At 35.3% G+C, this 24,521-nt stretch carries 18 protein-coding genes; 15 read left to right on the top strand and 3 right to left on the bottom strand.

The annotated features are described in order from the left end of the window. Positions 1-2: 2 nt before the first annotated feature. Both FK178_RS02820 and FK178_RS02815 read left to right on the top strand, forming a co-directional pair. Complete coding sequence (locus tag FK178_RS02820; protein ID WP_146830804.1) at positions 3-305, top strand: DUF6730 family protein; 303 nt, start codon at positions 3-5, stop codon at positions 303-305. A 204-nt stretch (positions 306-509) separates the two neighbouring features. After that, the gene (locus tag FK178_RS02815) at positions 510-722 is read left to right on the top strand and encodes a hypothetical protein (RefSeq protein ID WP_146830802.1); all 213 of its coding nucleotides are present in this window, start codon (positions 510-512) and stop codon (positions 720-722) included. Between the two features lie 931 nt (positions 723-1,653). Here the strand turns inward: FK178_RS02815 and FK178_RS02810 are convergent. After that, positions 1,654-2,061, bottom strand: coding sequence for a type II toxin-antitoxin system RnlB family antitoxin (locus tag FK178_RS02810; protein WP_146830800.1), 408 nt, complete (start codon positions 2,059-2,061; stop codon positions 1,654-1,656). A gap of 4 nt (positions 2,062-2,065) precedes the next feature. Continuing rightward, a complete protein-coding gene (locus FK178_RS02805; protein WP_146830797.1) occupies positions 2,066-3,109 on the bottom strand; it encodes a type II toxin-antitoxin system RnlA family toxin in 1,044 nt (347 codons plus the stop codon). Positions 3,110-3,304: 195 nt separating this feature from the next. On the opposite strand from FK178_RS02805, the gene FK178_RS02800 reads away from it, so the two are divergent. Genes FK178_RS02800 through FK178_RS02760 form a run of 9 tightly spaced genes read left to right on the top strand, consistent with a single transcriptional unit; the run spans position 3,305 to position 15,936 of the window. After that, on the top strand, positions 3,305-6,184 hold the full coding sequence (locus FK178_RS02800; RefSeq protein WP_146830795.1) for an SNF2-related protein: 2,880 nt from the start codon (positions 3,305-3,307) through the stop codon (positions 6,182-6,184). Positions 6,185-6,190: 6 nt separating this feature from the next. Further along, positions 6,191-9,160 (top strand): DNA methyltransferase, encoded by a 2,970-nt coding sequence (locus FK178_RS02795; protein WP_146830792.1) that lies wholly within the window; start codon positions 6,191-6,193, stop codon positions 9,158-9,160. Between the two features lie 40 nt (positions 9,161-9,200). Next, positions 9,201-9,779: a hypothetical protein gene (locus FK178_RS02790; protein ID WP_146830790.1), complete on the top strand. Its 579-nt coding sequence runs from the start codon at positions 9,201-9,203 to the stop codon at positions 9,777-9,779. Continuing rightward, positions 9,776-10,234, top strand: a complete 459-nt coding sequence (locus tag FK178_RS02785) for a helix-turn-helix domain-containing protein (protein WP_205677208.1) — start codon at positions 9,776-9,778, stop codon at positions 10,232-10,234. Before FK178_RS02790 ends, FK178_RS02785 begins: the two co-directional genes overlap by 4 nt. Further along, positions 10,231-10,674: a hypothetical protein gene (locus FK178_RS02780; protein ID WP_146830788.1), complete on the top strand. Its 444-nt coding sequence runs from the start codon at positions 10,231-10,233 to the stop codon at positions 10,672-10,674. The genes FK178_RS02785 and FK178_RS02780 overlap by 4 nt, the downstream gene beginning before the upstream one ends. A 25-nt stretch (positions 10,675-10,699) precedes the next feature. Next, the gene (locus FK178_RS02775) at positions 10,700-13,882 is read left to right on the top strand and encodes a DEAD/DEAH box helicase family protein (protein WP_146830785.1); all 3,183 of its coding nucleotides are present in this window, start codon (positions 10,700-10,702) and stop codon (positions 13,880-13,882) included. Continuing rightward, on the top strand, positions 13,882-14,376 hold the full coding sequence (locus FK178_RS02770; RefSeq protein WP_146830783.1) for a hypothetical protein: 495 nt from the start codon (positions 13,882-13,884) through the stop codon (positions 14,374-14,376). The genes FK178_RS02775 and FK178_RS02770 overlap by 1 nt, the downstream gene beginning before the upstream one ends. A 10-nt stretch (positions 14,377-14,386) precedes the next feature. After that, on the top strand, positions 14,387-15,520 hold the full coding sequence (locus FK178_RS02765) for a PD-(D/E)XK nuclease family protein (protein ID WP_146830780.1): 1,134 nt from the start codon (positions 14,387-14,389) through the stop codon (positions 15,518-15,520). 2 nt (positions 15,521-15,522) lie between these two features. Next, positions 15,523-15,936, top strand: coding sequence for a hypothetical protein (locus FK178_RS02760; protein ID WP_146830777.1), 414 nt, complete (start codon positions 15,523-15,525; stop codon positions 15,934-15,936). A gap of 11 nt (positions 15,937-15,947) precedes the next feature. On the opposite strand, the gene FK178_RS02755 is transcribed toward FK178_RS02760, so the two are convergent. Continuing rightward, the gene (locus tag FK178_RS02755; RefSeq protein ID WP_240793889.1) at positions 15,948-16,937 is read right to left on the bottom strand and encodes a helix-turn-helix transcriptional regulator; all 990 of its coding nucleotides are present in this window, start codon (positions 16,935-16,937) and stop codon (positions 15,948-15,950) included. Positions 16,938-17,482: 545 nt separating this feature from the next. On the opposite strand from FK178_RS02755, the gene FK178_RS02750 reads away from it, so the two are divergent. Genes FK178_RS02750 through FK178_RS02735 form a run of 4 tightly spaced genes read left to right on the top strand, consistent with a single transcriptional unit; the run spans position 17,483 to position 24,519 of the window. Then, positions 17,483-18,694, top strand: coding sequence for a reverse transcriptase family protein (locus FK178_RS02750; protein ID WP_146830773.1), 1,212 nt, complete (start codon positions 17,483-17,485; stop codon positions 18,692-18,694). Continuing rightward, positions 18,691-20,148 (top strand): hypothetical protein, encoded by a 1,458-nt coding sequence (locus tag FK178_RS02745; RefSeq protein WP_146830771.1) that lies wholly within the window; start codon positions 18,691-18,693, stop codon positions 20,146-20,148. The genes FK178_RS02750 and FK178_RS02745 overlap by 4 nt, the downstream gene beginning before the upstream one ends. Continuing rightward, complete coding sequence (locus tag FK178_RS02740; protein ID WP_146830769.1) at positions 20,145-22,322, top strand: response regulator; 2,178 nt, start codon at positions 20,145-20,147, stop codon at positions 22,320-22,322. Before FK178_RS02745 ends, FK178_RS02740 begins: the two co-directional genes overlap by 4 nt. A 58-nt stretch (positions 22,323-22,380) precedes the next feature. Continuing rightward, complete coding sequence (locus FK178_RS02735) at positions 22,381-24,519, top strand: ATP-dependent DNA helicase (RefSeq protein WP_146830767.1); 2,139 nt, start codon at positions 22,381-22,383, stop codon at positions 24,517-24,519. Positions 24,520-24,521 lie beyond the last annotated feature (2 nt).

Below are 24,521 nucleotides of genomic sequence, written 5' to 3'. Positions count from 1 at the left end.
TTATGGCAAAACTTGAAGAACTGTCGGAACTGCTGGTTTCAGAAATAAGAAATTTTGAAATGGCAGTTAAAAAGCTGGAGGAGATCCAGAAGAAAAAGATCACAATTGATATAAGTGAATTTAAAAAAGCAATGTCAGATCATAAATTACTCATGGAAAATCAAAATTCCACTACAAAACGAACTGTTGATCATTTTGAAAATTTAATGAAGGACGGTAATATCAATCCGAAATGGGCGGTGATAGTTTTTATTGTTTCATTGGCATTGAATTGTATAGGGGTTATGATAATATTGTTTTTATAATTATCAGCCTAACATAGTAATAACCATTCTGTATATATTTTTTTAATCTCCAATTGAAGTTTTAAATTTAGTCTTATTGATATTTAAATTTTCATCAAATGGAATCGATAGTTTTCTCCCGGGAAGAATTGTATGACATAGTATGGAAAATTCTTTTTAAAGAAATAACAGAAGAGTATTTGGTTTCGTTTCATAGATTTAGGTATGCTGTCTGAATTGGATAAACTTAAACTGAAAAGAGAGAATGACCCTGAAGTGAACCTGAAGGTTCCTAAAAAACTTCCAAAAATATTAGATCGCATAGTAAAAGCCTCTAAATTGCCGGATACCGTAAATCATCCAAGAAAAAATGGAATCTGGGATTACAAAAAGCGCTATGAATATGGGGGAATCGCTATCTCAGTATTTGACCATTAATTATCCAGAACTTTGCGAGTCATTGACACTTTAGTGAAAGCAATAAAGGCCAGAGCACACACTTTTTCCTTTGTTTATAACCGTTCCTATGTAGTTATATATGGTATTGAAATAGCTATAAGATTCAGGGAAAAACATAAACGGGTTAAAAAGTGGATGCCTATCCTCGGAGCACTGGTAAACTTGAAAAACACAATCTTTCTGAACCATTTCGAAAGTCTTACAAATATAAGTTCATTTTACAGGAAAGCAAGAGTATTAAAATTGACTCATCAGTGTCAGAAGTAACTTTTAATAGTAATAGAGGACCCATTAGGGTAGATGTTAAAATTGAGTGTCAGAGAAATAATCTTCTAATCGAACCTTTTTTTACGCATTCCATTAATGAAACAAAACGGAATAAAATAATAGATTTGGATGAGACAGTTATAGACATAGCACTTCAACTCTTTGGTCCTGCAAAGGGATATTATTTTACTTTGGAGAACTTCAGGAATAATGTAGTTCATGGCACGGGTACAAAGTCCTGGTTTTACTTTAAGAAAAAAAAATAAAATCTCTACAACAAATTCTTTTAAAACGAATTGATGAACAGCTAACGAGTAGTGAAGAATTTTTTAAAGAGTTTAGATCTTTTGACCAAAAAATCGCCGTTGAGGAGGCTAAACTTGATCCTTTAAAGGTTAAGAAGCCTTGAAAAAAAGTTATTCGAAGCCCGCACAGTGGTTGGAGAAGGATTTAAAGTAGTTCAAGATATCAAAAATGAGAGACTTAAATTAGCCAATTCATACTTGCCAGACGAAAAGCTCAAATCTTATTCAGATCCTTGGCAATTCGATCCTTCGATGATTAAAGTTTTTTCATAACCATTCTTATAAAGTTTTATCGACAGGTATTGTCAATTTCTATAATAGTTATGATAAAAATTTTTTTATAAATTATGTATAACAGGTAATTTTTTAAAAGCTAAAAACTTTTCTAATTCATTTCGAATAAGAAATTTTTTAGTCTTTGGCATATTACTATTGAAAATTAGATCGAAATGTTTAGCGAAAAATCTATTTGATTCTTCTTGGAATTGCTCACCTCTATTTTCAACTGGTTTAAAAGAATTTAAATTAAATGATTTACCGTTGAAGTCTGCACTGTAGAAGCGATCATTTAATCCATTCATTAATAAAAGATCAAATACAATTACACCTTTTGCTTTTTTATTTTTAAGAACTTTCTCCAAATCCGCCAAATATTCATCAATCCTCATGGTGTCCAAAGTGAGAACTACGAAAGGAAAATCCCCTCGAGATAGTCTCTTTAACTTATATGTCGATTGTGCTGTCATTTCTTTAGCTGTATAAAGTAATATAACTACTTTCTAACACATTTATGCCTAAATTAATAATATGTTCTGCGTCTGGCCTGTCTATAATTCTTGATGTACTTACGGTTCCATCCATGTGGAATAAGGAATGTCTATGAGACGAATAAAAACTGTATAAGTCACAAAGAGCTTTTTCATAATTCTTACTTTTAATATCACTTTTAGTTACTTGACTAAATGTAACACTAATTCCATTATTTTCAAATAACTCTCCAAACCCATCTTTAGTAACTAATTTTCCCTTTGATGCAAACAACTGTTTCATTACTCCTTCAATGCCTCTTAAAATAGGAAAAGCAAAGACAGAATAATCTTTTAAGGCCAGATCAGTCTTCCTAAGAGCCAAGGAGGGACTTATAACACTTTTTATCTTGTCATCAATATATTTACCTGCAACAGGTAACCTATTTTCTAATTCTCCAATAATATCATCTGATGATAAATTGGTTTCATAATATTCCAACTGCGTGTTTATAATATCCTTAAAAGGAAGTAATTCAGAAAGAATCATAATTGTATCGTGAAAGAGCATCCTCGGCTTACCTTGAGCTTGAAATGAACCATTATTAAAATGATTCAAGACCATTTTATCTCCCTGTGCACCCTTTAATTTAATATGACGCCCATTAGTATTCTTCGTATCTGAAAGGACTTCAGCATTGCAATCATGGGTAAGAAAATCTAAAACTACATTGAAGTCTTCAATTCTTATTGCTTTTAAGTAAAAGCTGTTGGCATTAAATTCTTTAACACTACAATTCTCTGAAATAGCACCGGCTATGTCTTTTGACCATTCTTGGTTTTTACCAGTGTTAGGCTGCAAGGTAGTTGTACCGTCATTATTATAATAAATATTTAAACTAGCTGGATTAAATCCAGTTTTGGTAAATTTATATATATGAAAACCTTCAGCTTTTTTTGAAGTCTCAATTTCCACAGAAGTGCCAACAGTAGTTTCAATAGTGGTTTTAATAATTGATCTATTGAGATTTAATTTTTTGTAAGACATAAAAAAATTTAAGGGACGAAAATACAAAAAATATGTAATATCCTCCCCTCCTGTAAATTAATGTCGGTGCCTAGTAAGAGCAATTTTTGTGCTTATTTCTTTCACACTTCTTTAACCTTTGACTTCTTTTTCTTAAATTGTCGCGAGTTTAGGTGCCCTACCCTATCCTACTTTTTTACCTTCAGTATTTAAACTATGAACCTAACCGCTCACCAGGCGAAATATTTTGCTTATGAATTAAGTAAAAAGGTTAAATCCAACAGCACTGAGAAATTTGGCGCTACTTTAATGGATGCTAAGGTAGACCTGAACCCACACCAGATCCAGGCTGCGCTTTTTGCTTTTAAATCTCCGCTATCGCAGGGTGCCATACTTGCTGATGAAGTTGGACTTGGAAAGACCATCGAAGCTGGGATCTTACTTGCTCAGAAATGGGCTGAGGGTTCCCGGCGAATCCTTATCATCTCGCCTTCCAGTCTTCGAAAACAGTGGATGAATGAATTGATGGATAAATTTTATCTGCCTTCAGAAGTAATGGAAACCAAAATCTTCAACAAAAGACTAAAAAAGGGAAACAAAAATCCTTTTGAGAACAAGGACAAGATTCAGATTTGTTCCTATCATTTTGCACGAAACAAAGCAGAATATCTTCAGCTGGTTTCCTGGGACCTGATCGTTATAGATGAAGCGCATTTTCTGCGCAATGTTTACCGCACCGGCAACAAAATTGCTGCAGAGATCCAACAGGCTATTTCTCCTTATAAAAAGGTATTACTGACGGCAACTCCCCTCCAGAATAAAATAGAGGAGTTATATGGACTTGTAAGTTTTATTGATCCCAACACCTTTGGAGATTTAAAGAGTTTCAAAAAACAGTTTATCCGTAAGGAAGGGGGTATTGATCTTGACGAGTTAAAGGAGAGGATACAGCCTTTGTGCCACCGTACTCTTCGCCGGCAGGTTACTGAATATATTAATTACAAAAATCGCATTCCGCTCACTCAAACCTTTGAACCTTCTCCCAAAGAGCAGGAACTTTATGAAAAGGTAACAGACTATTTACAGCGAGAAACCAATTATGCCCTGCCGTTAGCCCAGAAGCATTTAATGACATCAGTGCTTAGAAAATTATTGGCCTCTTCATCTTTTGCAATTTCTGGTACCTTAAGTAGTTTAATTCGCCGTCTCAAGAAGCTCATTAATGACTATAATGAAGATCTGGAAGACTTCAGAAGGGAAATGGAGGAGCAGTATGAAGGTTTCGATGAAGATGTTGAGGAATGGGACCAAAATATTGAGGAAATAGAGGCAACCTTTGATAAGGAAAATCTCACCGCAGCCGACATTGAAAATATTAAGCGTGAAATAGCAGATCTCGAAGGATTCTTAGACCTTGCAAATAGCATACAGCATAACGCTAAGGGAGATAAGTTGATGATAGCCCTACGAAAAGGTTTTGAAAAGCTCCAGGAACTTGGTGCTAATCAAAAGGCGATCATTTTTACCGAATCTACTCGTACCCAGCAGTACCTGTATAATATGCTTCAGGATTCAGTGTATAAGGATAAGATCCTGCTCTTTAACGGTACTAACAATGAAGATATATCAAAAAAAGTTTACCATAATTGGGTAGGAAATAAAAAGAATGCACACAGGGTAACGGGTAGCCGTGATGTTGATATACGTTCTGCTATTGTAGATACTTTTAAAACCGAAGATTACCAGTTAATGATAGCTACAGAGGCTGCTGCTGAAGGTATAAACCTGCAATTTTGTTCTATGGTAGTAAATTATGACCTGCCCTGGAATCCGCAACGGATCGAACAGCGCATAGGTAGATGTCACCGTTATGGGCAGGAATATGATGTAGTTGTTATCAATTTTCTTAATACCAGCAATGAGACTGATATGCGGGTCTTTCAGCTTCTGGAAGAAAAGTTCAGCTTGTTTGACGGGGTTTTTGGCGCCTCAGATGAAGTATTGGGTTCTATAGAAAGCGGTGTAGATTTTGAAAAACGGCTTATCCAGATCTATAAGCAATGCCGCACGAAAGAGGAAATAGATCGCGCTTTTGATGAACTGCAGGAGGAAATGCGGGAGCAGATTGATGAACGAATGAAAACCACCCAGGAGCATCTTTTTAAGAATTTTGATGCTCAGGTAGTACAGCGACTAAAAACTACTCTGGAAAACACCAAAAAATATATCTCAAAATATGAGGACTGGCTGTGGAAGATCACCAAATATTCCTTGCAGGGAAAAGCCGAATTTAATGACCGGGACCATAGTTTTGTCCTGAATGGACAATCAGGAAACATTGCACCCAAAGGTTTATACTCACTTGATAAAAAGCGGGAAGAAGCCTGGCACTATCGCCTGGGCCACACCCTTGCAGAAAAAATAATAGAAAGCAGTAAAAGGCTAGAAACACCAGTGGGAAAAATTTCCTTTGATTATTCCTCAAATCCATTGACATACAAGGAACTTGAAGACCTAAAATCAAAGAGAGGATTACTTAGGGTTACGAATATGAAGCTCAATTCCCCTGCCGAGAATCTAGACCTAATCGTCTTTTCTGGAATAACAGAAAATGGGGAAGTACTAAAAGATGAACTTTGCCAGTTTCTTCTAACCCTATCGAGCTCTTTTAAGACTTCAGGGTTTCAAGCTGACTATAATAAATTGGAAAAAAACTATCAGGTACAGAAACAAAAACATCTTGATCACATAAAGAACAGTGATGCCCAATTATTACAGACTGAAATAAGAAAGTTTGAGAAATGGGCTGAAGACAGAATAACTTCAACTGAGCTTGATCTTAAAGATGTAAAGAATAAAATTAAGGAACTTGAGAGACAAACGCGTACCGAGAATATTAGCGCAGATGACCTTCTGGAGATTCAGAAAAAAATAAGGAAACTTGACCGCAAAAAGGCAAAGTTGCGCCGGGAGATATTTAAAGTTGAAGACCGTATCCTGGAAGAACGGGATCAAATGATAGATGAAGCAGAGAATAAATTAAACAGAACAATGAAAGAACAGGAGCTATTTACCATAGCCTGGGAAATTATATAAAAGATTATGACCAATAATTACGATAAACTACAAAAGGTACTTACTGAAGTTTTTCAACTGGATAAAGCCGAACTGGATTTTGGTATTTACCGCATTATGAACCAGAAAAGAAATGATGTGGAAAAATTTCTTACTGAAAAACTTCCTTTACAGGTTCGTAGTATCCTGGAACAATATAATAAAGGAGATACTGCAGAGTTGCAAAAAGAGCTGGATAAAACGGTTAATCTTCTTAAGGATGCCGGAGTAGATCCCTATTCCTCTTCAAAGGTAAAAGAATTAAAAAGCAAAATTGAGAACGGAACTTCCATAGATACCCTGGAGCAGGATGTGTTTTCGCACTTGGCTTCTTTTTTTAAACGCTATTACAAGGAAGGGGATTTTATTTCGCTACGCAGATACAAAAAAGATGTGTATGCCATTCCTTATGAAGGAGAAGAAGTAAAGTTACATTGGGCAAATCACGACCAATACTACATTAAAACTTCCGAATATCTAAAAAATTACGCTTTCAAACTTCCGGGAGATAAAACCGTGAAATTTGAACTAAAGGAAGCCAGTACAGAGCAGAACAATAACAAAGCTTCAAAAGATAAAGAACGTAGGTTTGCCTTATATACGGAAGATCCTGTAACTGTAAAGGGAAATACGCTGGTGATCAATTTTACTTATGAACCACAAAAAAAAGCGGTAAAGCAGGATGCACTAATAGAAAAAGCTATAAAAGAGCTATCTGGAAAAGTGCCTCAGGCTTTTCACGAGGTTTTCACTTTAAAACCTACAGAAAAGAATAAAAAGAGAATCCTACTGGAGAAGCATATCAATGACTATACTGCCCGCAACAGCTTTGATTATTTTATTCATAAAGACCTGGGAGGCTTTTTACGAAGGGAGCTGGACTTTTATATCAAAAATGAAGTACTGTTCATAGACGATATTAATACCGAGGATGAAGTTGCCTTTGGAACCCAGATCTCCAAAATAAAAGCACTGAAACAGGTGGCCGGTAAGATCATTACCTTTTTAGAACAACTGGAGAATTTCCAAAAGAAGCTTTGGCTTAAAAAGAAATTCGTTGTGAGCAGTAATTACTGTATCACCCTGGATCGCGTTCCGGAAGAATACTACCCAGAGATCTTAAAGAATGAAGACCAGCTTAAAGAATGGGAAAGAATATTTGATATAAAAGTTAAAGATCTGAATGGACTGAAAAGTGAACCTTTCCTCGTGTTAGATACTAAATTCTTTTCTCCTGTTTTTAAAGATAAATTACTTGCAGATTTTGATGATCTCGATGAAGAAGCTAACGGCTTATTAATCAATTCTGAAAATTTTCAGGCTTTAGGGCTTATAGAATATAAATACAGAAATCAAATTAAAGGAATATATGTAGATCCTCCTTACAATGCAAAATCAAGCGAGATAATTTATAAAAACACTTTTAAACATTCGAGTTGGCTTAGTTTTATTGAAAATAGAATTTCACGGTCAAAAAGGATGTTAAAAAAAGAAAATGGCATCTTCACTATTGCTATTGATGAAAACGAACAGGAAAAGTTGGGATTATTATTAAGTCAAATTTTTCCAGGATACGCAAAAGATTGTATTACTATTGTTCATAATGCTTCTGGACAGCAAGGGGAAAATTTTTCTTATACTAATGAATTTGCCTACTTTTTATATCCTCCTGGAGGAAGAATGATTGGTCTCGAAAAAAGAGATTTGAAGAATGCCGACACAAGAAATTTACGTGATGTGACTGGGGAAGATTCGAAAAGAGAGGCAGCTGCGAATTGTTTTTATCCAATATTAGTGAAAAACAAAGAGATAGTTGGCTTTGGTGAGGTATGTGCCGATAATTACCATCCTGAAGGCGTTAATATATTAAGAGAAGATGGGATAATCGAAATATATCCCATAGACCCACAAGGAGTAGAAAGAAAATGGAGGTTCGCTCGTCAAACGGTAGAAAGGATTAAAGATGAATTAAGTGTTTCTTATCTTCAGAAACGAGAAATTTATGATATTAAACGAACGAAGATTCACTTTAATTTTAAAACCGTTTGGACGGATAGCAAATATTTTGCTAACAACCAAGGCACACAAATTCTGAACAATATAATTGGAAAAGATAAATTTTCCTTTCCTAAGTCACTTTACACTGTAATGGACTCAATTCGAGCCATTGAATTTGGATCTTCTAATCCATACATTATGGATTATTTCAGCGGTTCCGGAACAACTGGCCACGCCGTTATAGCCCTAAACAGAGAAGATTCAGGGAATAGAAAATTCATTCTTATTGAAATGGGTGAATATTTCAATTCTGTCACTAAACCAAGGATCCAAAAGGTAATTTACAGCGATAATTGGAAGAATGGAAAACCACAGGACAAGAAAGGTATCAGCCAGATGTTTAAATATATGTCTCTGGAAAGTTATGAGGATGCTTTAAATAACCTGGTACTTCAAAAGGATAAGATGCAAAGAGATCTTTTAAGCGGAAATGAAGGTGTAGAGGAAGAATACCTTTTAAAGTATATGCTCGATGTGGAGAGTCGAGGGCATTTATTCAACCTTGAGGCCTTCAAGAATCCTTTTAATTACCAATTAAAAGTAACTGAGAACAACGAACTCATTCCAACAACAGTTGACCTGGTAGAAACCTTTAACTACCTGCTGGGACTTCACGTAAAACGAATTCAGCGCATAGGTGCCTATAAAACCGTAGAAGGAACAACCAATAAAGGAGATAAAGTATTGGTAATTTGGCGTAACCTGGAAGAAACAGATAATAGCGATTTGGAGCGTTTCGTAAATAAGGCAGGTTTCAGCATCCTCGATGGGGAGTTTGATACCATCTATGTCAATGGAGATAATAATCTTGCAAACTTCAGGAAAGATGAAGACAATTGGAAAGTACTCCTCACGGAGGAAGTTTTCTTCACCGAAATGTTTGATTTGAAAGATGTCTAAGAGTCGCAAAAAATAAAAAATAAACCTATAGGTTGATTTAATGAAAATTGTTGGTATCTTTGCGGTAGTAGAGAACGCACTTTTAAGCGTTCAATACAACGATGGCAATGAGCACGAATTCGCCAGGGTTTTCAAGCAATGGAGCGATCTTGAATACCTGGAAGATTTTTTTGAAACTCATAGAGCAGATCTTCAAAGCGAATATTACAGGAAAATAAAAGGTTTAATAACAGTGGAACAGGCCGTTTTACAAACTCTTGATGAGGCAGAAGACTTTGAATACGATATCAAACAAATTGCTGAAACCGGCAAAGGCAAGGATGAAGAAACCCTACACGATTATATTTTCCATCCGCTACATAAAAATGACAGTCGCATATTACATCAGGAAAGCAAAGCTTACGGTTCCGAAAAAAGTTCCTGGCTTAGGTTGTATGCTATACGCATAGCCCCAAATTTATACGTGATCTCTGGCGGAGCAATTAAACTTACCAAAAAAATGCAGGAAAGAGATCACACAGCCCTTGAACTCAAAAAGTTGAAACTGGTTGAAGAACATCTTAAAACAATAGGTTTTGAACAGGCAGACGATTATGGATTTATTGAAATAGGAGAATGATGGACACAAAAAAACAAGCTCTTGAAAAATTAAAAGGGCACATAAAACCAGATACCGGTAAATGGAAAGAGGATGTGCAGTGGCGCAGAGAAAACCGCGGATGGCTAAGAAAATCTCAAAAGATCGCTTTTGATATCCTTCAGACCCTTCGTGCGCAAAAAAGATCTCAAAAAGATCTGGCCGCAGCAATGAACGTTTCTCCCCAACAGGTGAACAAATGGGTAAAAGGGAGAGAGAACTTTACTTTGGAAACAATTGATAAACTGGAAAGAGCATTGGGGGTGGATCTCCTGCAGCAGGGACAGCAGACTCAAAGTCAAGCTCTCACCCACTCTTTTAAAACCCACTACGAGGCAGTATCTGCCGAAAAGGAAAAGATCCAAAGTGCTGAAGGAGGAACAAGAGTAATAAAATTAAATCCTTCAGAATTTACTATAGCTCAGCAAACAGGATGAAATCAGAGAATATCTTATTCAAATTAAACAGAATAAAAACAGAGCAATTTGCTACCATTCCAGATGTCGAAATTGGGGAAGAAATTGGTATAGCTGCAGGGATCGAATTTGGAATGGAGAAAAAGACCAATACCATTCTGTGCACAGTATCTTTCAATTTTGAATCGAGGAAAGAGAAGTTTATCATCCTAAAAGTGTTATGTGAATTTTTGGTACCTGAAGAGGCTGTTCAAAACAGCCTCCAACCTGATGAAAAAAAATATGTTTTCCAGCCGGAATTTATGCAGCACCTCGGAGTAATAACTGTGGGTACAGCAAGGGGAATTTTACACGCAAAAACTGAAGGCACTAAATTTAATAACTTCTTTTTGCCTACTGTTAATCTAAAGGAAATGGTTACTGGTGAAGTATCTTTTCCTGCCGAGGAACCGCAGAATTAATTTCATAACTAACCAAATCTCTTTAATGGCTGCATTTCACAATAAAACAGTTTTAGCTAAATATCTTCTAAGTCAATTTAATGTATTAGGTTTTGAAGCCCTTGCAAAAGATCTTAAGAGCTCACACCTGGAAGGCTACAATGAAGAAGGAAATACAAAATATCTACAGGCACTTCAAAACAAGCTTTATGACAATGAGAAGCTGAGCAAGGAAATGCTGCAGGAATACGATGAGAACATAGTGAGATTTACCCATGAGATCTCTCATCATCGTACAGAGATCATTAAGTGGAAGTACTTTCAATACCTCTCTCTCCTATTTACAGAGATCTTTCTGGATAAATACTTTAGCAACCCCGTAAAGCTTTTGAATGAACTGAATCTATTTGTAGAGGATTTCAACAACAGGCTGGATGAAAACTTTAGAAAGATAAATCCGGACTCTTTTGTAGTAGAAAAATTTACAGAAAATGATCTGAATAAAATTGCTTTCTGGAATGCCACCGGAAGTGGAAAGACGCTGTTGATGCATATAAATATAAAACAGTATTTACACTACGCTAAAAAGCAACAACATGAATTTAATAAAGTGATCCTCATTACCCCAAATGAAGGATTATCTCAGCAACATCTTGAAGAATTTAAACTTTCTGATATGGATGCCGGGATCTTCTCAAAGGATAGCACAGGTATGTTTTCGGGGGACGAGATCGAGGTCATCGAGATCACAAAATTGGCTGAAGAGAGCGGGGATAAAACGGTAGCTGTAGATGCTTTCGAAACAAACAATCTTGTATTGATCGATGAAGGTCATCGTGGCTCCGGGGGTGATAAATGGAAAATGTTCCGGGATCGACTTAGTGAGACGGGATTTGCTTTTGAATACTCAGCCACTTTTGGTCAGGCAATTTCCGCAGCTGCAGGAAAAAATAAAAAGGAACTTGAACAGGAATATGCCAAATCTATAATTTTCGACTATTCCTATAAATTCTTTTACAGCGACGGTTACGGAAAAGAATACAAGATCCTGAACCTTGATAAAGATGATAATAAACAATATGTAAGGAAATATCTAACTGCTAACCTGCTCTCCTTCTATCAACAAATACTGATCTTTGAGCAGAACAAAAAACTGGCGCACAGATTCCTGCTTCACAAACCTCTATGGATCTTTGTAGGTGGGCGGGTAAATGCTGTAAGGAAAGAAGAAGGAGTGGACACATCTGACGTTCTTGATATTATTTATTTTCTAACGGAATTTTTAAAAGACAAGAACAAAGCAGTACAAGACATTAACGATGTGCTAAATAATAAAGCAGGCCTTCTTGACGATAAAGGAAATTCAATCTTCCACGAAAGTTTTGCATACCTCGCAGGTGGAAAAAAAACTCCTAATGACATTTATCTTGATCTTCTAAGAAAGGTCTTTAATTCTGACGTTCCCGGAGCAAATCTCTACTTGGACAATCTTAAGGGCGTAGACGGGGAACTTGGACTGCGTGTAGGAGAAGCCGATTATTTTGCTGTTATCAACGTAGGGGATGAAAACAAACTTTTTAATCTCGCACAGGACAATAAGGTTCCAGGCAATGACAAAGAATTTTCGGAATCCCTTTTCCACGGAATTAACGAGGAGGAATCTACCATTAATCTTCTAATAGGCTCTAAGAAATTCACCGAAGGCTGGTCCAGCTGGCGGGTAAGTTCTATGGGATTAATGAATATTGGAAAAAGTGAAGGTTCGCAGATCATACAGTTATTTGGCCGGGGAGTAAGGCTTAAAGGATATGAGTTCAGTCTTAAAAGAACGAGCGGCCTGGATGACTACCAGCGACCCGATAAATTAAAGGAATTAAGAAAAATCCTGAATCCGCTTGAAACTTTGAACATTTTTGGGGTGCGGGCAGACTATATGCAAAAATTTAAAGAATTCCTTGAGGAGGAAGGTTTACCAACCAATGATTCGTCGTGGCAGACCGTGAAAGTACCTTCCATAGTCAATACAGAAATGTTGAAGAACAACCTGAAACTTATCCAGGTAAAAGAAGGTCAGGATTTCAAGAAGAAAAGAAAACTACAGCTTAAACTGGATAAGGTAATTTATGACAATCACCTAATAGAATTAGACTGGTACCCAAAGATCCAGGTGTTGGTTGACAGGAAAATAAACACCGAAATGGAAACAAGAAAGGATGAAGGAACATTGGAGGAGTATAACCTGGCTTTTCTCAACTGGAACAACATCTTTTTTGAGATAGAGCGGTTTAAATTTGAAAAACACTGGTACAATCTTTCACTGTCCATAGAAGAGTTAAAAGCGATTAGTTATTCTAAAGACTGGTATAAGATCTATATTCCTAATAGTGAACTTGAATTGCGCAGTTTTGAACAGGTTAGGATCTGGGAGGACCTCGTAATAGCTCTGCTTAAAAAGTACATTGAAAAATTTTATAATTCTAATAAGAACTTGTTTAATTCAGAACATATAGAAACAAGGGTATTGGAGAGCACAGATGACAATTTGATGTATGAATATGAGATCAAAATGAATTCTGAAGAAAACCTGGATACGGTAAAAGATAAGATTGACCAGTTAGTAGGTTCCATAAAGGATAATTCCTTCACAGGCCAACACCAACTTGGTACAGAACTATTTGCTTTCAATAATGAGCACCACCTTTATACTCCGTTGCTTTCTATGGATGTGAGTACTTACCGGCAGAAATTGAAAATAAGTCCCATCGCACTGGATGCTTCAGAAAAACGTTTTGCAGACGACCTGGTCAAATATTACCGCGCCAATTACGAAAAATTTGACAATCAGCAGGTATTTCTTCTAAGGAACCAAAGTAAAAAAGGAATTGGATTTTTTGTAGATACCAACAATTTTTACCCTGATTTTATTCTTTGGATCAAAGAGGGCGACCGCCAGCATATAGCTTTTATAGATCCAAAAGGAATAAGGAATTCAAAGTCCATAACAGATCCTAAGATCCAGTTTCACAAATACCTCAAAGAAAAGATCCAGCCCCAGGTACAAAAAGAAGATATTATCCTTAATTCATTCATTGTAAGCAATACCCGCCTGTTTGAAGTGGGCTGGAAAGGAGAGCTGGAAAGAGAGGATTTTCATAAGAATAACGTTTACTTCCAGGTGGAGGATAATGCTGTTTACATTGAAGAAATATTGAAAAAAGTAATGATCTAATGGAAATAGGCAGTTTTACGATCCCTGGTCACGCTACAAAAAGAAAATGGGCTGTTTACATTTTTAAAGCGGTGCCTCATAATTCAGATGAAATCATTCAGTTGTACGTGGGTAAGGTGGGAGATAATCGTGCCGGTTGTAATCCGGTAATTTCGAGAGTTGGAAATCACTTCTCCCATAACAAGATCCATTCTCAGATCAGGAATAAGATCAAAACTCCCGAGGAATATGATTATGAATATTTCTATTGCCATTTTGATGAATATGATGAAGATTGTCCCGAAAGATCAGAAACAAGGGAAAGAGTGAATGAGCTGGAAAGGGAATTAAATAGAAAGGTCCAGGAAAAAATAGAAAATGTAAAACAAGTTGAATTACTTAATCCTTTGAAAGGAACCGGATATTTGGCAAGATCAAAAAAAGAGCACCGGGCTCAACTTTTGGATCTGGAGGAAAAAGCAATTTTACAACAATTAGTTAATAACGCTTTTTAATAAAGATTCTATGTACAATACCTCTACCCTCCTTTATCCTAACGAAAAAGATGAACAGCAAGATCCTGGCGGCAAATTCAACATTTTTGAGGTCTTAGGGAAGGATGATAAGGAATTGATCCATTCCGCTTTCATTAAATTCTTACTTGAGAATGATTACGGGTTCTGTGAGTATTTTAGTTTGGATATTCATCCGATAAAGCAAGTGCGATTAGAAAGATCCTATTCTTTTAAAAAGCAGAGCAAAGAAAAAACTGGCAAAGTCAAACGTAGGATCGATATTGAAGCATTGGGTGAAGATGATAAGCCGGTTCTGGTAATCGAAAATAAATTTAAAGCTTTCCCTTACAAAGGGCAATTGGAGGATTATGATAAGATCTATAAGCAGCACAATCCAGATATAAAAAAGGTGCTATTTTGTTTTGATAAAAATCTGGTTCCATTTATCAATAACACCAATTGGGAAGTAAAGGATTATCAAGAAATACTGGGCTTTCTAGAGACTGTATTGGTAAAAGAAGAAGATCCGGAAAAGCTAATGTTCCTTGAACATTATTATAAATTTCTATCTGGCTACTACAAGGAGTATAATAAATATCTTTGTGACTTCAGGTTTTTATTAGAAAAACCAACAATGGCTGAAAACAAATTCTGGCTTCGCTTAATGTATTCTGCTGTGAGAATAAGATTAGAAGATGAATTTAAGGAACCCAAGTTTCGGTTCCTGGTAAATCCGGGAAATACCAGTGTACCACTTATCAACATCATTCCTGCTCACTGGACCTTTGGCGATTACGAATTTCTGATCCAGTTCCAGGGGAATGAGTTGAAATTCTATGTCCACATTCTCAACGGAAAAACCAAGAACGAGGAAGAACTTAAGGAGCAAAAAATTCAGACTGAGAAAATCCTAAATGACACTATAGAAATCATAAGAAAGAATATAGGCACATCAGATCAAAAGATCAAGAGCTTCAAACGGGTAAATTTTGGTTCTTGTTATTTGGTTAAAAAGCATATTACATCGGAATTAAAAGAAAATAAAAAGGTTACAATTGATATGCTTATTAAAGAAGTCTTCGGTTTTTACGAAATGATCAATTTAAATGTAATTACTAAGATCAAGCATATAACATTAAAGTAAGAATGGAAAACGTATTATTAGAATTTTTAAAAATTGCACCCCGAAAGGAATACAGCGATTTTTATAGAGAAGATATTTATATAATACCTTGTCGGGTAATCGAATTTGGAGAGGAAGCAAACCATAATAGTGTATGGGTTACCATAGAACATTTAGATTTTAATACCGGCGAAACTATAGAAAAAAAAGCAACCTGCTATAAAAATTCTCTACGCTTCTTTAGAGATATCGAACTACCTGTTGAAAATGAATGTTCTATTATTAAAATGAGGAATGGAGTAAAATTCCTTATTTTCGGCAGATTTCACCCCGATTATTTCGTTGACTGGGATGGAATATATAAAGGAAAAACTGAGGATGTATTAATTCCGGTTTTCAAAGAAAACTATATAGAATTCAATAACTGGATAAAATAATCGCTATAACTTCACGGAATATATCTTTTTGAGGCCGCAGTGATTCTCCCTTCTATTTTATCCCTCAAATGACCTGGTTTTAAAACCTCCATCTTTTCACCAAACTGCAGGATCATAGTCTCCAGTTCATAATTCGGGATAAGTTCAAGTGATATATCTACAAAATCCTCTCCCCTGTTCTTAAGTGTTTGAGATCCATGCAATGGCTTGGTTTCTATGTATGGCCACAAACTGTGGTCAATTCGAAGAAGAATTTTTTCCGGTAGTTGCCCCGGTATAACTGAAACTCCTATAATTTCGTCCAGATACTCTTCAAAATTAATTTCTGTCGATTCATATTCTCCTGCTGTTTCCTCCATATCTATTATTCTATCCAGAGCAAGATTTACTAATCCGTCGTAATCAGCATTTTTTCCGTAAACAAACCATCTGCTATTATACTCCTTAAGATGATAACATGAAAAAATAATGGAAACCGGTTTGGGATTCTTGAATGACTTGTAATTGATCTTGAGCAGTTTTTTATAAAGTATAGCATTGAACAATGGATCTATAAGCTCCAAGCCTTTTAAAAATTCATTATTATCAAAGCTGATGATACCTACCGTATCATGTGAAAATTTAAATGCCTGATCCAGTTTCGGCAATAATTCATTGATCCAGTTGAATTGGGGCAAACCTTTAAACCTCCCTAAAACAGAAAAGGCAGATTTAAGTTGTTCTGCTTCCAATTCATTCAAGGGCTGATTATTGATCGAAAAGTTCTGGTCTTCATACTTGAAAAAAGTACGGCGGCCATCTTTTATCCTGTCTAACGGAGCACTCCAACCCTCTGAAGATACCATAAAGCTGATATCCTCATAAAGCTGTCGTTTTTTAATTCCTTCTGCATCAGGCTTTGATTCTGATAATTTCTTATTACACTCGTCTAACAGATCCTCAATATAATAACGTTTTCCGGGGTTGCGAAAGCAACGATCAAGGCATTGGTATCTGATCATTGCATGTTTAGTGATTGGCATATGCTTGTATTAAATTGATCATATTTCTATGAGTGGTTATTCTAAAATGCCAGGGAAACATTGAGAAGGCAGATAATTAATAATCTATATCTTAGTTAACGAAAATATAAATATTAAATTTATATTTGAGCTAATATGATCCCACCCACCCTACTTTTTAAGGATCCTGTTACACCAAAGATAAAAATTAAAATTACCTGTGCAGTTAGACTGCACAGATAGTGCATTTATTTGCATAGTTCTTTGAAATACCTGCCCGAAAGATATTGACTTTGGGTGCTGGTCCTGAAATTATCAGGACAATGATTGGCACCTGTACCCGACTTTATGTCGGCAAAATGTTAGCGGATGATTTAGACCTCGTTTCAAAACATCCACTGATAATTTTATTATGATTTTATTATTTTTAATTAAGATCTGTTTTATTATTAAGACAAAAGTTAAAGTTATTAATGACTTAGTTTTTGAATTATAACATACATAAAGAGTATCGGGGCAGGTATTAAAGAATTAATGCTATTACTATGAAAACTAACCCCGACCAAAAAACCTACATCCGCAAGAAATTTGCAGCTATGACTTGCAAGAGGGATCTGCTTGTACTTCTAAATGAAGCGCAGGGAATGATGTATGGTGAGAAGGGCAGACATTTCCGTTTAAAAGATCTTACCTATTATGCCAATCCAGATTTATGTAAAAAGAGGTATTCAACCTTTATCATTGCCAAGAAGAATGGCGGTGAAAGAACTATTAATGCCCCCGTAAAAGGTCTGCGTATTATTTTACGGTCACTTAATTTCATTTTGCAGGCAATAAGCGAACCTCATGCTGCCGCTACAGGATTTGTACCCGACAGATCTATTGTTGACAATGCCAGGGCTCATGTAGGAAAACATTATGTTTATAATTTGGATATAAAGGATTTCTTTCATTCTTTTGACCGGAACAGGGTGAAAATGGGCTTTATGAGAAAGCCTTTTAATTTGAAAGCTAATGAGAATAAGGAAAAATTAGCATTCTTTCTTTCATGTTTATGTACTCACCCCTTTGAAGTTGAGGGAGAAATGAAAACAGTTCTTCCCCAGGGAAGTCCCACCTCCCCAACCATTACCAATATTTTATGTAAGAATCTGGACAGGCGTCTCAATGGTCTTGCTAAAAAATATAATCTAAGCTTCACAAGATATGCAGATGATATTACTTTTTCGTCATCTCATAATATTTTTAAAGATGAAGAATTCCAAAAGGAATTACAACGCATAATTGAGGAAGATCAGCAGTTGGTCATCAATCCCACAAAAACCAGATTACAAAAAACCTGCTATCGCCAGGAAGCTACAGGGCTTATTGTAAATGAAAAGGTAAATGTGAAGAGAGATTATGTGAAGCAATTGAGGATGTGGTTATATTACTGGGAAAAGTATGGTGAGGTAAGAGCGGAGCAGATCTTTCAACGAAATTACAACTTGGATAAGGGGCACGTGAAACCGGAGCACCCGGGAATGGCCAATGTCATTGCGGGAAAACTGGAATTTTTAAAAATGGTAAAGGGAGATGAAGATCCAACCTATAAGAAACTGAGGGAAAGATTTTTAAAACTGCACCCGGGCTCACCATTTGTTGAAAAACTTCTTCAAACCTGGGAAACCCGTGGGATTGATGAGGCCATCAAAATACACACTTTAAGGATTAAAACCTCCAAAGTTATCTTGAATACTAATATGTATACATTATGAATAAAGAACATACAAGTTTCATAACAGGCCTCCTTTCCAATCCTAATCTTTCTTCAGCTCAAAGGGATAAAGTTGTTGAGTTGGCTCTAAGGGATCTCAGTAAGAATGGTTCTGAAAAGCGTATTCTACAGGATCTGGAGTTTATCAAAGGGAAGATCGGGATAAAGTCCAGAAATGAATTTGAAGAAGATAATGGAATTTCGTCGAATGGTATGTCTTTAAGGGAGGGGTGCGGTGAAGTCGATGAAATAGACGGTTCATCAACTAAAGATAATAAGGAATTAAATCAGAATATGATCACAGGGTGGTCCCTCCCACCATTGAATAAGGAGCAAAAGAATTCTTTTAAAGAATATTTAAATGAGAAGGATTACAAACAATTAATAGATCATAGTGATTACATCAGTAAAGTGAATCAAGTCATTACCGGAGATAAAACTTCAGGTTATCAACAAAGGGTGTCTTCTTTACCTACATATATAAATCCGGCACCTTTATCCAAATTTCTAATTGCATATAACCAGGATCCGATATTAAAATACACCTGTCACGAAATAGATGATATTGAAATTATTAAAGAGATTAATGCTCTCTGCAAAACAGAGCAGTATGATTTGCTGAAACACCAGGAACTTATACATAAAAGCTATAAAAATTTAGTACAGGATCATTTTGCACACAGTAGTATAAAAAATTTAATTCTGGTTTATCTCACGGGCGATTCATTTACGGGTAATATTAAAACCTGGTCGACAGAAAATATAAAAATCAACTGGAATTCTTCTGAACTTTTAGAGTGGGTGAAAAAGAATCCAGGTGTTGTTCCTAACCCTGGTGAAAATCTCATAAATAAAATTAAGAATCGAGGCTTTAAATTTAATAAAGGAATTTCTTCAGAATTAAGTGGGGAAAGAATCACCTCGTTTTCTGGCCTAGTAATCCACTTTAAGCATCTTTTTCATATTAAAGGAGATAATCCTTTAAAAACTATGATCAAACGAATAAATGAAAAAGAGGATTGGACAGAAAAAATAAATTTCCAAATTGAACATAAAGATTTCTGGGATAATTTAGAATTATTCACCGATGTTGATAGACTTATTCAATCTTATAGGAAGATTATTAAAATTATTTTGGAAGCAGTTGAAAAGTTTAATCTGGATAAGCCCGAGATACATTTAATATTTAAAGAAGAAGATAATAATGTGATTTTTTCTATACACCATCAAAATACCTATTACAGAAAAACAATTAATAACTCTCTGGAAAGAATAGGGGATCTCCAAACCGAACTTATAAAAAAACAAATAAACGGACTCTCTGATCTATACCTCAAAGCCGATTTCGGTCATTCTCAATTTGCCGAGATTAATTTGTGGGACGGAAATCCGAGAGAAAAAAAAATATTAAATAAATTTCATGGAGTCCAATATACTTTAAAATTTAAAAAATGATATACCTGTTTGATGATAAAATAAATCGGCAAAAGGATTATGGCTGGGACAAGGAAAGATTTGCTGAGTTCTCAAATCTAATTAATCCGATTTATCTCTATAGTGAAATTAAGAATAACTCTGATAGGGAAACAATATTCTCAAACGGCAACCTTATTCTTTTTCATGAATCCTTTTTTGATAATGAAATAAATGTTCATAAAGATGCAGCTCAAATTAGAACCAAATTAAATCGCGCACAAGAAAACAAAGATTTTCAGGTGGTATATTTCAGTGGGAGTAAAAGTTCTCGAAAATTCGATGAAAACATCGGACATATTCCGGTTTCTATATTGTACCAGAACCTTGATGTTTTCTTAAAAAATGCCCACCTTGGAAAACAAGATCTTAGGTATCTGTTTTTTGGCGAAAATTACAAATTAGAAGAGTTTCTGGAAAATGAACTGGTAATTGCAAATAAAAATATTGAAGATTCTATTGAAAATGAATCTCCAGACTGCAAAAATTTTATAGCTCTCACTCTAAAGAATGAAATTGAAACCCTTTTTGAAAATGCCAAATACGAAACTTTTTTCTTAGACAAAGAATATAACTTTGATATCACCGATGAATATTTATCAAATAAAATTAATGACTGGTTTACAATCGAAGAATATGACAACATCTTTATTCCACTATGTTTCGGTCCAGTTTTATCCGATTATAATGGATTGAGGTTTGCATTGCATATTCGCTGTACTGATACCCTTAATCAATTTAAAAATATCTTTTTATACAGCTTCGTTGACTACAGTCAAGTAGTGGAGAATAAATACTTTGATATCTTAAGAACCAAGAACATAAAATTGATCCCCTATCGGAAAATAGCATTTGTTAACTCAAGCCAACTTAATCTCACTCCTTTAAAATCGGAGGAGTTAAGAAGAGAAATTAAAAAAGTAAAATTAGATCCACCAGGAAATTACGAAGATAATCACAGTATTGCTAATGAATGGGCTATACATAGATGGGCCTCTGCATTAAATGCGAATGACGATGAAATCGAAATGGTCACTAATAAAGTTCAGCATCATTTATATTTTAAATATTTAAAAACTATTTATCCTGTTCAGGATATACCTCCAATTTCAGAATCAGATCTAGAGATCAAATATTCCGGTAACCCTAAAATACTTTATATAGATGATGAGGCGGACAAGGGTTGGTATGAAATATTTTGTAAAGTCTTATGTGATGAAAATAAACTTGATTTACATTATCTGGATGGAGAGTTAAATTATTTAACCAGAGAGGAAATAATAGAGATATCACTTGACAAAATTAAAGCTGAAGATATAGATATTGTCCTGCTGGACTTTCGACTTCATCCAGATGATTTTGCTGCCTTAAATTTAGAAGAAGTTACAGGTCTGAGATTGCTCAACCAAATCAAAGATTTTAACTCTGGAATTCAAGTGATTATATTTTCAGCTACTAATAAAATATGGAACTTCAAAGCTCTACAGGAAGCCGGAGCCGATGGATTTATCATTAAAGAAGGTCCGGAAACCAGTTCAGATAAAAATTTTACCATTCAAGCAATTACCTCTCTTATCAATTCATTCAACATAGCTCTTGAAAGAGTTTTTCTTAAAAAGTTCTTCGAACTGTGTAGAACAATACAAGTGCAATTAAGAATAACCGAAACGGAAGATGATACACCTTTTGCTGATTTTATTCAGGATTTAAAAGGACATATTAAAATAATAATATCAGCAGGAAAACAAATAAAATTAGAGGAGTCCACAACCCTCGATATAGTTTTTCTTAATGGTTATAATTTTTTAGAAAAGTTCAAAAATTTTTATTTAAATGATGGGGATTATCAACCAACACTGGGAATTGATGAGGTTGAAATCAACAGATATTCATTTTATAAAAATAAAATACAAAATGAAGGTCAATTTATAAGAAATGATAAAAGGGATAAGCCTAGCTGGTTCCAATGTTTGTGTGGAATTTTCATTGACTATTTTTCACTTGCTACTATAAATGATAAAAAAGTAAAAAACCTTTATAAAGTAAAAGAAGGTCGGAACTCTTATATCCATAATAATAAAAAACAATTCGATAAACACGAAATATTGATGATTATGGATCTATGTGTATCCATTACCAGCAATTTGAAAGAATAAAATTTTATGCACTTCTAATGAATCGTTCAAATTTGCATTTGAATTAAACAAATGTCCTATGAGCATCTTTAACCACTTCTCAAATCTTGATTTAAAAACTGATCAGCAAATAGCGATTGGTAAGTTGGGAGCTTTTCTTACCAGTGAAGAAGAAATTTTCATCCTCCAGGGATATGCAGGAAGTGGTAAAACAACTTTACTAAAAGGAGTAACTGATTACCTCAAAGCACAAAAGGTCCAGACTTTATTAATGGCGCCAACCGGGAGAGCTGCAAAAGTTCTTAGGGAGAAGGTTGGAAATGCACATACCATTCATAAGACCATTTATAATCTTTCTGCAATAGAATTGAAGGATGATAAGGAAGATGCTGGTAAAAGTATAAAATATAAATTCCCGTTAGACGATTGCCCGGTAAAGACGGTGCTAATAATTGATGAGGCCTCAATGGTTTCCTCAATGGAATCCCACCACGAAATTTTCACATTTGGCACCGGAAATTTGTTAGACGATCTTTTAACCTTTTCCAGCCTTCCGGGATCTGGCAATAAGATCATTTTTGTTGGAGATCCTGCGCAGTTGCCTCCAGTTGGTGATCCCGATTCCAAGGCGTTGGAATCAGATTATTTTATTAAGAAAGGGTTTAAGGTCGAGACTGCTGTTTTACAACAGGTGATAAGGCATGAAGATAATGGGATACTTATCAACGCCACGAAGATTCGTGGGCTGCTGGAGAAGGAAAAAAGATCCAGGCTTGAATTATTTTATGATGAACATTCCTTCATCAAAATAAGCAATACAGAGATCGCAAACAAGTATGTAGCTGAAAATCCTATCCCAGAACTCGGATGCGGAGTGATCATTTGTTACAGTAATGAACAATCCCTTAATTATAATAGGTCGATCAGGGAAAAGATTTATCCCGGAGAAAAGGATGTTCTGCCCGGTGACCTTTTGATAATAGGTAATAACAATTACCATTCATATGGCACAGAAATAATGAATGGGGATATGGCAAAAGTTATGGAAAATGATGAGCAAATCATCTCTCGAAGAAATATTCCTGTATACGACACAGTGAATGGAAAGAGAGTCAAAAAACATGTGAATCTGGATTTCCGTAAGATCCTTATTAGACTTGAAAATTTAGCCGTTGAGATCCCATGTTATATAATTGATTCTCTTCTTAACTCCCCTGCTAGAGATCTTAGCCTTCTTGAAATGAAAGCCATTTACATTGATTTCGTAATGCGGTTCAATTCAGAGCAAGAAAGAAAAAAACAGTTAGGACAAGCCTTTTATAAGGAAGGATCTGAAGAATTTAAACAGCAATTAAAAACTGATCCCTATTACAATGCGTTACGGGTTAAGTATGCTTATGCCATTACCTGCCATAAAGCCCAGGGAGGCGAATGGGATACTACCTTTGTTGATTACTTTGGAAGGACAAGCTTAAAAAATGATCCTTTAAAATGGAGCTACACAGCAACTACAAGAGCCCGAAAAAAATGCTATGCTGCTAATGCACCACACCTCAGCGATTTTTCCAATTTTAATATTTCTCAAATCGGCAATTTAACCAGAGTTCCTGAGGAATACTTTGATCTGTCACAGGTTCCTTTGTCACCCTTTCACCATTCGCACGACCATTTAGGCAAGAGCATGAAATATTGGGAAATAGAAGAAAAGCTTAAAGAAACGCCATTTCAAATAATAGCTGTCAATACAAAAGATTATCTTGAACGATATCAGATCAATTACATGAATAAGAATATTGTAGTTGACGGAATCCATAACGGCGCGGGTATTTTCCATGACTTTACCTTAAAAGATCCTGTAAATGAGGATGATGAAACTGAACTTCTTAAAAATTTAAATGCTCCTTACCAGCAAGTTTTTAACATAGATTATAAACCTGATTCTCCCTTCCTAGTGAGACTCTATTCCCTTATTCAGATGGCTTGTGATGAATGTGGTGTCGCAATAACCAATGTAGATGAAAGAAGGTCAAACTATATGGTCAATTATTATTTAAAAACTGATGCTAAAGCTGCCTTAATACAATTCTATTTTAATAAAAATGACCAGATCACTCGTGCAATGCCCAAATCAACTAAAGGCAACAATGATCTTAAGCTGATGGTTCTTGTTTCCAAACTTACTGCCCTTACATCCCAACTAATTGAAGTAAATAATTAAAA

This window comes from Antarcticibacterium arcticum (assembly GCF_007993795.1).
GTDB classification, from domain to species: Bacteria; Bacteroidota; Bacteroidia; order Flavobacteriales; family Flavobacteriaceae; genus Gillisia; species Gillisia arctica.
Note: the sequence above shows the minus strand (reverse complement) of the source record. Positions and strands in the feature narration are given on the sequence as shown.